The following is a 12,130-nucleotide window of genomic DNA, read 5'->3' as shown; positions in this document are numbered from 1 at the left end:
GTGGCGGGGGGGGGGGTGTGGGGTGGGGTGTCGTGGGGGGGGGGGGCTTTTGTGGGGGGGGGGGGGGGGTTGGGGGGGGGTGGGGGGGGGGGGGGGGGGGGGGCCCCCCCCCCCCCCCCCGACCGTGGTGGGTGAAGCCGCGGGTTCGGGCGGTGGGTTGGGGTCCGGGGACGCTGGGGCTGTCTGTTGAGTGCGGTGTTCTTCGGATGGATGGGTGCGCCAGCGGTGGGCTCTGTGCCGACACCGTGCTGAGCATGTGCGGCGTCGTGACTGTCCGCGCCCCGGAGGCAGCGGGTGCCCGCAGACTTCGCATGTCCCGAGGGACGCCGGTGTCGGTTCCGGGGTTGGGCCGATGGGCGAGTTGGACGCGGTGCGAGGTATTCGCGCAGGCAGGCGGGAGGAAGGAAGTTCGCCTTGGCAAGGCGGGTGATGAACGAGGCGGCTCCTTCACCCTGTCGTGGACGAACCTTGAACGGAAGGCGGGCGACCTCGGTGTCCGGGGGCGACGACGTCATCCGTCGGTGCCGGGCTGCTTGCGGCGGGAGGCGATGTCGAGGCCGACCGCCAGCAGACCGGCCTTGGTGATCTTCTCGGTGCCGATGAGGACGGCGTCGACGGCGGCCCCGCGGAGCTGGTGGGACAGGGTGCCGATCATGCCGCCGGAGCGGGTGTGCAGGAACCGGTCCAGGCGCGTGAGGTTGCCGGGTTTGTGCTGGTGCAGCAGGAGGTTCGCCTCCAGTTGGGCGACCAGGGCCTTCCATTCCGTGTTGCAGGGGAAGGGGTGGGTGTCCACTGCCGTGAGCCGGCGGCGATCTGGTCGCCGCGGGTTCCGGTCAGGAGGCTGCTGTCCTCGATGTCGATGCCCGCGTAGGCGAAGGTCGCCGGGATCCGCACGGAGAAGTACTTGAGTGTGCCGGAGGCGTCGGCTCCGGTGCGGGTCGGCAGCGAGATGTTGTGGATCTCGTCGACCAGGACGAGGCCGGTGCGGGCCTTGGTGCAGACGCCGACCACGGCTTCGGTGAGGTCGGCGATGTCGGAGCTTCGCAGGACCGGGAGAACGGCTGCGAGGCGATCGCGACCACGTGCGGATCACGGTCCAGCAGGATCAGCCGGTCCCGCTCCAGCCACGACTCGTAGCCGACGTGATCCCGCATCGTCGACGAGTAGTACCAGCCCGCGAACCCATGACCGTCCTCGCGCCAGCTGAACTCCCGTACCGGGTCCACAGCCTCGAACGGCATGTCCCAGCTGGCCCCCAGCGATCGGCGCACGAGCGTGCCGTTGACGGAAAAGGCCAGGTCAAAGGCCTCAAGGGCAGCCTCTTCGAACACACCGACAGGTCCGCCCACCACGTCCCCCGCGTACCTGTACACCGAATGATCAACCTGCGGTGGCACAAACCAGCGTTGATCATCCTTCAGTGGCAATCGATCAGCGATCACTGGCACAGGTCAGCTGTGAAGCCGTCTCACAAGAACACTCTCCTGACCCCGTCTCCGAATCCGTCTGCGAAGTCCCCACCGGCACCCCTCAGTTCCCAGTCCGCAGGACACGAAAGCTCCCAGTCCGCAGGACACGAATTGGCCTTGGCCGGGCGCCCGCCGGGGCCTCTACCGTCAGGGCATGCGCATTCGAATCGTCGACGCCTTCACCGACCGCCCCTTCGCCGGCAACCCGGCCGGGGTCCTGCTGCTCGACGCCTTCCCGGAGGACGACTGGCTGCAGCAGGTGGCACTGGAGGTCAACCACGCCGAGACGGCGTTCGCACACCCGCTGCCCGGGGGCGGCGCGGCCGACTGGGCGCTGCGCTGGTTCACGCCCGCCACCGAGGTCGCGATGTGCGGACACGCCACGCTCGCCACCGCCCATGTCCTGCGGACCACCGGCACGCACCCGGGACCGGTGCGCTTCGCCACCCGCAGCGGCGTCCTGAGCGCCACGCCCGCCGACGACGGCGCGATCACCCTGGACTTCCCGACCGCACCGCTCACCGCGGTCGAGGTCCCCGACGGCGCCGCGCAAGCCCTCGGCGCCCAGCCGCGCGCCGCCTTCGACACCGGCCCGAACGTCGGCGACCTGGTACTGGAACTCGCCGACGAGAAGACGGTCCGGGGCCTGGCCCCCGACCACAAGGCACTGGCCTCCTGCTCGACGCGCGGCGTCATCGCCACCGCACGGGCCGACGACCCCGGCCGCGGCTACGACTTCGTCTCGCGGTGCTTCTTCCCGAACGTCGGCATCGACGAGGACCCGGTCACCGGCAGCGCCCACACCGCCCTGGCCCCCTACTGGTCCCAGCGCCTGGGCCGCCCCGACCTCACCGGCCTGCAGGCCTCACCGCGCTCCGGCCTGGTCCGCACCGGGCTGCGCGGCGACCGCACCCTGCTCACCGGCCACGCGGTCACGGTCATCGAGGGGGAACTGCGCGTCTGAGGACCGGCGCCCGGCCGGGCCGGTCAGGCCGTCGGCAGCCAGCCCACCTTCCCCGCGAGCACGGCGTAACCGACGAACGCGCCGATGTCGAGCAGCGAGTGGGCCACCACCAGCGGCCCGACCCGGCCCCACCGCCGGTACAGCCAGACGAACACCACGCCCATCGCCATGTTGCCGAGGAAACCGCCGATGCCTTGGTAGAGGTGGTACGAACCGCGCAGTGCGGAACTGGCGAGCAGCGCCGCCCCCGGCGTCCAGCCCAGTTGCCGCAGCCTGCGCAGCAGATAGCCGACGACGATGACCTCTTCGAGAACGGCGTTCTGCAGCGCGGACAGCACCAGCACGGGGTACTTCCACCACACCGGGGGCAGCGCCTCCGGCACCACGGTGAGGTTGAAGCCGAGTCCGCGGGCGGCCAGGTAGAAGGCGATGCCGGTGCTGCCGATGACGGCCGCGATCGCGGCCCCCCGGCCGAGGTCGGGCCAGTGGCGGGTCCGGTCGAAACCGAGGGTGCGCAGGCTCTCTCCCTCGCGCAGCAGGAAGTGCGCGACGAGGGCGACCGGCACCAGGGCGGTGGCGATCCCGAACAGCTGCCAGGCCAGGTCGAGCCAGGGGCGGCCGGGCGCGGCGGAGGCGTTGAGGGTGGCGGCCTGGTCCTTGAGGCCGCCGGGTTTCGTGACCGATCCGATGAAACTGATCAGCGCGGAGACGCCGCTCGCCCCGAGCGAGAGCGCCAGGACCAGCAGTGTCTCGTCCCGGACCGTCCGCCGTGACAGCCGTTCGCCTGGAATGGAATCGGCCCCCGGTCCCGCCTCCGCCTGCACCCGCGCCTCCCGTTCACGTCCTGAGAGGTCACAGCTTGCCCGATCCGCCCGGCCCCGGCACGGCCGCCCCCTGGGCGGGCCACCGACGGCCCGGCCCCGGACGGCTCTTCCACGACCCCGCAGGCACGATTCCCGGCCGCTCCTCCACGCCCGCCTCCAGCCGCCCCGGTGATCCGGAGGCCGTCGGTCCAGCGACCCGGCCACCGCCTACCCGCCTACCCGGAGCCCCGCAGCCCCGCAGCCCCGCAGCCCCGCAGCCCCGCAGCCCCGCAGCCCCGCAGCCCCGGCGGATGTCACCCCAGTGGCACCGGCTCCGGGAGTCCCACCGGCCAGGTGTGCACCGGCTCGCCCAAGCGCATCAGTTCGCAGTAGCGCCGGGTCGTGGCGGCCAGCGCCGCTTCCCGGTCCAGGCCCTGCTCCTGCCGGGCCCGGTGGAAAGTGGCGGCCTGCCAGTGGGCGCCGTTGGTCCTCAGCCGGCACCGCTCCTCGATCACGCCGAGGTACCGGTCCCGGTCCGCCGCCTCCACGCCCCAGGCGTTCAGCCCGGTCTCGGCCAGCGGCAGCAGTTCGTCGCGGACCAGGGTGACGGCGTCGGTCTCGACCGTGCCGGAGGAACGGCCGCGCCGGGGCCAGGTGAACCGGGCGTCGATCCCGTGCCGGCAGGCGGCGTCGAAGTTGGCCGCCGCGGCCTCGAACGGCAGCCTCGTCCACACGGGCCGCGGCTCCTCCGCGAGCGCGCGGACCAGCCCGTAGTAGAAGACCGCGTTGGCGACCACGTCCGTGACGGTCGGTCCGGCGGGCAGGACGCGGTTCTCCACGCGAAGGTGAGGTACGCCGTCCGCGATGTCGTAGACCGGGCGGTTCCAGCGGTAGACGGTGCCGTTGTGCAGGACCAGCTCCGCGAGTTTCGGAACGCCCCCGGCGTCGAGTACGTCGAGGGGGTCCTCCTCGTCGCAGATCGGCAGCAGCGCCGGGAAGTAGCGCAGGTTCTCCTCGAACAGGTCGTACGCCGAGGTGACCCACCGCTCGCCGAACCAGGTGCGCGGCCGGACGCCCTGGGCCTGGAGTTCGGGCGGGCGGGTGTCCGTGGACTGCTGGAACAGGGGCGGCCTCGACTCGCGCCACAGCTCGCGCCCGAAGAGGAAGGGCGAGTTGGCGCCCACGGCGATCTGCGCGGCACTGGCCGCCTGCGCCGCGTTCCACACGTCCGCGAAGCGCCCGGGGGTGACCTGGAGGTGCAGCTGCACGGAGGTGCAGGCGGCCTCGGGCACGATGGACTTCGAGGTGCAGACGAGGTGCTCCACCCCCTCGATGTCCAAGGTGAAGTCCTCGCCGCGGGCCGCGACGATCTGGTCGTTGAGCAACGTGTAGCGGTCGACGTCGGAGAGGTTGGAGGAGACCAGGTCGTCCCGGTCGAGCGTCGGCAGAATACCGATCATCGCTATGGAGGCGTCCACCTCTCCGGATTTCCGGTCGGCATATGCCAGTGATGTCCTCAGTTCCTCCGCGAGCCGGTCGAATACGCGCCCGCCCAAGCGGTGCGGTGCGATGTTGACTTCCAGGTTGAACATGGCGAGTTCTGTTTGGAAGTCGCGACTGGCGATGCGCTCGAGTACTTGCGCATTCAGCATTTTAGGCATCCCGTCGGAGCCCACGAGATTCAATTCGATCTCCAGCCCCATGAGGTTCTTGGGGCGGTCGAACCGCTTCTCGTCCAGCAGCCGCTCCAGCCCCGTCAGGCACCGCCTGAGCTTGTCGCGGTAGCGGTTGCGATCGGACAGGTCGAACTGGCCTGCCACGACCTTCTCCCCCATCGCAGCGTCCTTCCTCACTCGGGCGGGCCTGAGGATCGGGCCGCCGGGTCCGGGTCAGGTGGGATGATGCCCCGCGAACGCGATCGATAACGTCCCACGACTACTCCGCACCGACTACCCTGGTCTCAAGTGTCCGGAGGCACATTCACGGGGCATGGCCCACCCAGCAGTTTCGGGTGCCCAGCGGAACTCGTGAAAAACGCCGACGACAACGAGCCGTCCGCCGCGCGGACAGAACCCGAGGTCATCGCGGCAGAGCCCGCTCGGAACCGGGATGATTCCCGCATATCCCCGGCCGAATGAACCCTTGCCACCCGCGCCGGAAACAGGTAGACGAAACAACACCTGAACATTTGTCGTATAAACTCTGCACCACGGCAGAAGGTCGGCGTCCACGACCCTGGACCTGTGCCGTCAAGGGTCATGTGGCAGGCCGCGCTCCGTCTCCTCGTTCACCGGACCCCCGGCTCCGCCACCCTGCCCCGAGAGCTGACAGCGCCGTCCGCCCCCGCCCCGCCCTCGCGCCATCGTGCCTGTCGAATGAGAGGCGACCCACCATGCCGCTGCATGTCCCCCCGGCCCCCGCGCCCGCACTCCGCTCCGTCCTCACGGCGCTCGGTTCCCCCACCGCCGTCCGCGAGGCGCGGATCTCCGCCCTCCACTGCGCACAGGACCCGGCGACCCCCGAACTCCCGCTGCCCGTCCACGTCCTGGACCGGATCACCGCCGAGGGGGTGTCCGAGACCCGGCTGGCCGGCTGGCGCTTCCTGATCCGCTCCGGTGACCACGCGGTGGCGGCGGCGGAGACCAGACTCACCCCCGACGGCTGGGCCTTCTCCCACTTCTTCGAGGGCCCCTACGTCGCCTCGACCGAGCGCGCCCTACGGCAGGCGGAGACCCTGACGCAGCCCTTCCAGCCGCGCCTGCTGTCGATGCCGAGCCTGTACATGCTCACGCTGTGGCTGCACGGCGACCTCTCCGAGGACGGCGCGGCGGGCCACCCCGCCGCCACCGACCTGCTCGTGCCGCTGGCGCCCGCCCCGCCCGGGATACCGGCCCACGTGCCGCACCGGGTCGCCGACCTGCTCCCCGTCCTCATGCACCGGGTGACCCCCATACGGCTCATGGGCTCACCCGCCTGAGGCCCCTTCTCCCTTCCCCCGTCCCCCGCCCCGGACCCCGCCGCCGGAACTCCGGCGGCGGGGTACTGCGCGTACGGCCGGAAACCCGCCCACGGGAGTCATGGCGCGCTCCCGGGGCGGACGGCGGGCCGACGGCCCGGAAGGCCGCGTAGTCCGGTGGCCCTGGCGGACTAGCCCCATCAGGCCCCCTCGAACCATCCGAAGGGACCGTGCGGTCGACGTGAACCGCTCGCGCGGGTGATGCGTCTTGAACCTGTGAGAGGCGGTGCCGCGAATCTCCTGCGGAATCACGTCCGTGGGGCAACACTGGTCTCAGTCCGACTCATCATCAAACGGGGGGCGGCCATGGAGAATGCCACCAGCCGCGGGACACACACGACAGCCATCCCGGACCACACGACACAGCGAGAGATCCCACCCATGTGCCAGCACCAGCCACCGTGTCCGTCAGCCGACTCCGCCGACCGGGAATCCGCCCGTCTCGCGGCGCACCACCCGGAGCAGGGCTGGAGCCTGCTGTGCAACGGCGTTCTGCTCTTCGAGGACACCGGTGAGCTCCTGCCCGACGGCCAGATCATCGCCCCGCACCGCCCGCTGGGCGCCGACCGGGTGATGAGCGCCGCCTGAGCACGACGGGCGGCGCCGCGCACCGGGCCGCCCGCGCACCACGAGGGGCCGGCCCGCACGCCGCGTGCGAACCGGCCCCGCCGCATGACACGGGTGCCGCCGACGGGCCGGCCTGCCGGTCACGCCCCCTCCGGGCTCCGCTCCCGCCCTCACCGCCTCACGCGGGCCCGGCCTCGTACGCGAACCAGTCGAACGCCGCACTGCCCTCGGTGACGTACATGCCGATCACCCGGCCGGTGAAGCCGGTGGCGACCTGCGTGGACAGGTACCGCCCGTCGAGTTCGGCCAGCCGTACCGTTCCCGCTGGGCTCTCCACCGCGAAGGCGACCGCGTCGGGTCCGCCCGCCCGCAGGCCGGGCGCCCGCCCACCCGCGGCCGTGACCGTGGGTGGCGGCACGTGCGACGTGCGGATGTCCACGCGCAGGACGAGAGGGCCGGGCGGTACGGCGTGCTCGGCGATCCGCTGCCGCACCGGCCCGATGCGGGCGATCACGCTCGCCGTACCGCCGTGGATCTCCAGGTCGTAGTGGTGCGCCTCGTCCATGCGGACCGACAGCCCCGCCCGTGCCGACCCCGCATCGACGCGGGCCGCCGTACGGCAGTCCGGGTGCTGCTGCCGGCGGCCCACCAGGGTGTGGCCTGGCCGGTCGAGGCTGTCGCCGGTCGCGGTCAGCGTCAGCCACCCCGGGCGGCGGTCCAGCGACCAGGAGTCGTCCGGCCTGCTGCGCGGGGAGATCCAGCACGGCGCCAGGACGGACCCGTCGAAGTCGTCCCGGACCGGCTCCGGCGGCAGCGGGTGCCAGGCGGCCGGGGCCGGGTGCCGCTCGCGGACCGGACCGGCCTTCGGCCACCCGTCCACCCACTCCACCGGCACCAGGAAGGTCTCCCGGCCGAGCACGTGGAACTCGGGGAAGTACCCCCCGGGCCGGGTCCCCAGCAGCACCATCCACCAGGTGCCGTCCGCGGCCTGCACGAGGTCGGCGTGGCCGGTGCACTGGACGGGGAGGCCCGTGCCGCGGTGGGAGAGGACCGGGTTGTCCGGCGCCGGTTCGTAGGGACCTCGCGGGGACCGCGCCCGGGCGACCGAGACGCTGTGGCCGTGCGCGGTGCCGCCCTCGGCCAGGAGCAGGTACCACCAGTCGCCGACGCGGTACAGGTGGGGCGCCTCGGGGTCGCGCATGCCGGTCCCCGACCACACGTCGATCGGCCCTTCGAGCACCTCGCCCGTCACTGGATCGATACGGGCCAGCCCCACCCCCGCCACGGCGCACCAGCAGGTCCCGTCGTCGTCCCAGGCCAGGTCGGGGTCGATGCCGGGCAGGTCGATCAGGACCGGGTCCGACCACGGCCCCTCGGGCCGGTCGGCGGTGACGAGGATGTTCCCGCTGCCACCGACGCCGGTGGTGATCACGTGGAAGCGGCCCTCGTGGTACCGGATCGTGGGGGCGTAGACACCGGCGGAGGCGGGCAGGTCGTCCGGCATGCGCAGCTGCCCCGGCCGGTCCAGGACGTTGCCGAGCTGCCGCCAGTGGACCAGATCACGGCTGTGGAACAGCGGGACACCGGGGAAGTACTCGAAGCTGGAGCACACCAGGTAGTAGTCCTGTCCGACCCGGCACACGCTGGGATCGGGGTGGAAACCGGGGATCACCGGGTTGTCGTACGTCCGCACGGGCCCCGGCCTCCTTCCTGCGCCGCGAAATTTTCGACGCGCTCGACGAACCTTGCGAAGTCGCACTGTAGGGGCGGCCCGGGGCACGGACAAGATCGTTGCGCCAAGCGCCCCGGACCCGGGCCGGGGCGCGACGAGGGGCCCGCGCTGCGGTGGCGTCAAGAACGGACGGCGCCACGTCAGAAGCGTGTCAAGGGGCGTCGCTCCCGCCCCGGGCGCGCACTAGCGTCGACGACATGAGGCACTGCTCCGACACACGGCCGGACACGGGTACACCCCCGCGGCGGCCCGCCCCGGCGGCGACGGTCCGCGACCGCCACTGGGCACGGGATCTGCACACCGCGCTCCGGTGCGCGGTGGCGCTGCTCGGCCTGCTGCTGGCGATCGACGGGTGCACCGGCGCCCTGACCTGGGGGCGTGCTGTGCTCTGGCTCGCCCTGGCGGTGCTGCTGCTCGCCGTGCTCTGCCCACCCCGGGTCTCGGCCGGCGAGGGCTGGCTCGCCACCCGCGCGCCGCTGCGCCGTCGGCGGGTGCGTACGGACCTGCTGGTCTCCGTGCGCGTCGTGGACGGCGTCTCCCGACGGCTGGTCCTGCGGGACGCGTGCGGCGCCCGCGTCGAGGTCGACCCGCGGATCCTGGTGGACAACCCCGCACTGTGGTGCCGGTTCGACGAGGACGCCCGGAAGTCGGCGGCGCGCGGCAGCCTGCGGTGCGGGCAGCGCGCGCTGCGCGACCTGGCCGAGCGGGTGGAGGGTGAGACGGCGCTGGCCGTGTTCCGGATCTCCGGGATGGAGTCCTGAAGAGGCACGTCCCTGCCGGTGCCCGGGAGCGCCCGCGGCTCCGGAGCATTTCGGCGTCCGCCCAGGTGGGCGTCAGCGGCGGCGCCGCGGCCGTTCTTAACGGAAGATTGACGCGTGCCCACCCCGGCGGGCGTGGGCCGGTACGTCACTCTCCGCATACGCTGGTGCTCCGTCCGCACGTCGGCCGGATTCCCCCGCCGATCCGGCCGTCAGGCTGAGCCGCACTTCAGGAGCAGGGCCGATGGCCACCACCGAACACCCTCCCAGTCGTCTGCGCGCATGGATGCTGGAGGGCCTGTCCGACATGGGCAAGGGCGTGCAGCAGGCGCCGCACGCCGCGCCCGAGCCCCCGCACAAGGGGCAGCGCTGGTGGCGGGTCATGTGCCTGACGGGTGTCGACTACTTCTCCACCCTCGGCTACCAGCCGGGCATCGCGGCGCTGGCGGCCGGCCTGCTGTCGCCGGTCGCCACGCTCGTCCTGGTCCTCGTGACCCTGGCGGGCGCGCTGCCGGTGTACCGCAGGGTGGCCGAGGAGAGCCCGCACGGCCAGGGCTCGATCGCGATGCTGGAGCGCCTGCTGTCGTTCTGGCAGGGCAAGCTGTTCGTCCTGACCCTGCTCGGCTTCGCCGCCACGGACTTCCTGATCACCATCACCCTGTCGGCCGCCGACGCCTCGACCCACCTGGTGGAGAACCCCCACCTGACGAGTGCGCTGCAGAGCCACCAGATGCTGATCACCCTGATCCTGCTGGCGCTGCTCGGCGCGGTCTTCCTCAAGGGCTTCCTGGAGGCGATCGGCGTCGCGGTCGTCCTGGTCGGCGTCTACCTCGCCCTGAACGTCGTGGTGGTGGTCGTCGGCCTGTGGCGCGTCATCACCGCGGGCCACCTGGTGACCGACTGGACCGGTGCCCTGACGACGCAGCACAGCAGCGTCTTCGCCATGGTCGGCGTGGCCCTGCTGGTCTTCCCCAAACTCGCGCTCGGCCTGTCCGGCTTCGAGACCGGTGTCGCCGTCATGCCGCACGTGAAGGGCAACCCGGACGACACCGAGGAGCGGCCGACCGGCCGGATCCGCGACACCAGGAAGCTGCTCACCACGGCCGCGCTGATCATGAGCTGCTTCCTGATCGCCACCAGCTTCATCACCACCCTGCTGATCCCGGCCCCGGAGTTCCAGCCCGGTGGCAAGGCCAACGGGCGCGCGCTGGCGTACCTGGCGCACCAGTACATCGGCAGCGCCTTCGGCACGGTGTACGACATCTCGACCATCGCGATCCTGTGGTTCGCGGGCGCCTCCGCGATGGCCGGGCTGCTCAACCTGATGCCGCGCTACCTCCCCCGCTACGGCATGGCCCCGCACTGGGCCCGCGCGGTGCGTCCGATGGTCATCGTCTTCACCCTGATCGGCTTCCTGGTCACCTGGATCTTCGACGCCAACGTCGACAAGCAGGGCGGTGCGTACGCCACCGGTGTGCTCGTGCTGATCAGCTCGGCGGCGATCGCGGTGACCATCGCCGCCCACAAGGCCGGGCAGCGCAAGTGGACCGTGGCCTTCGCGGTGATCTCGACCGTGTTCCTCTACACGACCGTCGTGAACGTCATCGAGCGCCCCGACGGTGTGAAGATCGGTGCCTGCTTCATCGCCGGGATCATCCTGGTCTCGCTGCTGTCCCGGCTGGCCCGCGCCTTCGAGCTGCGGGTGACCAGCGTGACGCTCGACGACATGGCGGAACGTTTCGTCAGGGACATCGCCAGCCGCAAGATCCGGTTCATCGCCAACCAGCCCGACCGGCGGGACAAGGCCGAGTACCGCGCCAAGATCGAGCAGATCCGCGCGGACAACGACATCTCGGACACCGAGGACTTCGTGTTCGCGGAGGTGACGGTCACCGACCCCTCCGAGTTCGAGACGAGCCTCAGGGTGCGCGGCGAGGTCCTGCACAGCCGCTACCGCGTCCTGACCCTGGAGTCCTCCTCCATCCCGAACGCCCTGGCCGCCCTCCTCCTGCACGTCCGCGACACGACGGGCCACACCCCGCACATCTACTTCGAGTGGACCGAGGGCAACCCGTTCCGCAACTTCCTGCGCTTCTTCCTCTTCGGACAGGGCGAGGTCGCCCCGGTCACCCGCGAGGTGCTGCGCGAGGCGGAACCGGACCGCGCGAAGCGCCCCCGCGTCCACACCGGCTGAACCCGCCGTCCAGCGGCCGGCGGCCGCCCGGCCATGGCTGACGCGCCGCCTCGCGGCCGCCCCTGCGTCCGCGGCACCGCCGCGGGGCCCTATCGTGACCGGCATGCAGTCCTACACCATCGGCCAGGCCGCCCGTCTCCTCGGCGTCAGTCCGGACACCGCCCGCCGGTGGGCGGACGCGGGCCGGGTGGCCACGCACCGCGACGAGAGCGGACGGCGGCTCATCGACGGGCGGGACCTCGCCGCCTTCTCGGTGGAGCTGGCCGGGACCGGCGGCGGCGAGGAGGACCCCTCGTACACCTCCGTCCGCAACGCCTTCCCCGGCATCGTGACCGCCATCAAACTCGGCGATGTCGCGGCCCAGGTCGAGATCCAGGCCGGCCCGCACCGCCTGGTCTCCCTGCTGACCCGGGAGGCGGTGGAGGAACTGGGCCTGGAGGTCGGTGTGGAGGCCACCGCCCGCGTGAAGTCGACCAACGTGCACATCGACCGGACCTGAGCCGCCCCGCCGGGGCCGCCGCCCACGCCCACGCAAGAGAACTGGGCCCGCACGAAGGGGCCGGGCTCGCACAAGAGGACCGGGCCATGCAGAAGGGCTCCGCCCCGGCTCTCCCTCACGGGAGCGCC

Annotated in this window: 9 protein-coding genes and 1 pseudogene; 6 read left to right on the top strand and 4 right to left on the bottom strand. The window is 72.0% G+C overall.

The features are described from left to right. Nucleotides 1-511 precede the first annotated feature (511 nt). Nucleotides 512-1,056 (bottom strand): annotated as a pseudogene (locus ACFC02_RS39010) (ATP/GTP-binding protein); the annotation flags it as partial. 567 nt (nucleotides 1,057-1,623) lie between these two features. Between ACFC02_RS39010 and ACFC02_RS39005 the strand changes: the two are divergent. Next, nucleotides 1,624-2,433 carry a PhzF family phenazine biosynthesis protein gene (locus tag ACFC02_RS39005; RefSeq protein WP_376367166.1) on the top strand — a complete coding sequence of 270 codons (810 nt, stop codon included), beginning with the start codon at nucleotides 1,624-1,626 and terminating at the stop codon, nucleotides 2,431-2,433. Nucleotides 2,434-2,456: 23 nt separating this feature from the next. Here the strand turns inward: ACFC02_RS39005 and ACFC02_RS39000 are convergent, their stop codons facing one another. Then, entirely contained in the window at nucleotides 2,457-3,257 is an 801-nt protein-coding gene (locus ACFC02_RS39000) for a CPBP family intramembrane glutamic endopeptidase (protein ID WP_376367163.1), read from the bottom strand. 293 nt (nucleotides 3,258-3,550) lie between these two features. Then, a complete protein-coding gene (locus ACFC02_RS38995; protein ID WP_376367162.1) occupies nucleotides 3,551-5,071 on the bottom strand; it encodes a glutamate--cysteine ligase in 1,521 nt (506 codons plus the stop codon). A gap of 557 nt (nucleotides 5,072-5,628) precedes the next feature. Here ACFC02_RS38995 and ACFC02_RS38990 point away from each other — a divergent pair. After that, a complete protein-coding gene (locus tag ACFC02_RS38990; RefSeq protein ID WP_376367160.1) occupies nucleotides 5,629-6,213 on the top strand; it encodes a hypothetical protein in 585 nt (194 codons plus the stop codon). Nucleotides 6,214-6,633: 420 nt separating this feature from the next. Continuing rightward, nucleotides 6,634-6,840 (top strand): DUF5999 family protein, encoded by a 207-nt coding sequence (locus tag ACFC02_RS38985; protein ID WP_376367158.1) that lies wholly within the window; start codon nucleotides 6,634-6,636, stop codon nucleotides 6,838-6,840. 157 nt (nucleotides 6,841-6,997) lie between these two features. Here the strand turns inward: ACFC02_RS38985 and ACFC02_RS38980 are convergent, their stop codons facing one another. Continuing rightward, nucleotides 6,998-8,512, bottom strand: a complete 1,515-nt coding sequence (locus tag ACFC02_RS38980; RefSeq protein ID WP_376367156.1) for a glycoside hydrolase family 43 protein — start codon at nucleotides 8,510-8,512, stop codon at nucleotides 6,998-7,000. 236 nt (nucleotides 8,513-8,748) lie between these two features. On the opposite strand from ACFC02_RS38980, the gene ACFC02_RS38975 reads away from it, so the two are divergent. The 3 genes from ACFC02_RS38975 to ACFC02_RS38965 all read left to right on the top strand — a co-directional run bounded on the left by ACFC02_RS38975 (nucleotide 8,749) and on the right by ACFC02_RS38965 (nucleotide 12,002). Continuing rightward, nucleotides 8,749-9,312: a hypothetical protein gene (locus tag ACFC02_RS38975; protein ID WP_376367154.1), complete on the top strand. Its 564-nt coding sequence runs from the start codon at nucleotides 8,749-8,751 to the stop codon at nucleotides 9,310-9,312. A 241-nt stretch (nucleotides 9,313-9,553) separates the two neighbouring features. Next, a complete protein-coding gene (locus ACFC02_RS38970; protein ID WP_376367152.1) occupies nucleotides 9,554-11,503 on the top strand; it encodes an amino acid transporter in 1,950 nt (649 codons plus the stop codon). A 103-nt stretch (nucleotides 11,504-11,606) separates the two neighbouring features. Beyond that, nucleotides 11,607-12,002: a helix-turn-helix transcriptional regulator gene (locus ACFC02_RS38965; RefSeq protein ID WP_360970110.1), complete on the top strand. Its 396-nt coding sequence runs from the start codon at nucleotides 11,607-11,609 to the stop codon at nucleotides 12,000-12,002. Nucleotides 12,003-12,130 lie beyond the last annotated feature (128 nt).

It is taken from the genome of Streptomyces sp. NPDC056160 (assembly GCF_042268205.1).
Classification (GTDB): domain Bacteria; phylum Actinomycetota; class Actinomycetes; order Streptomycetales; family Streptomycetaceae; genus Streptomyces.
Note: the sequence above shows the minus strand (reverse complement) of the source record. Positions and strands in the feature narration are given on the sequence as shown.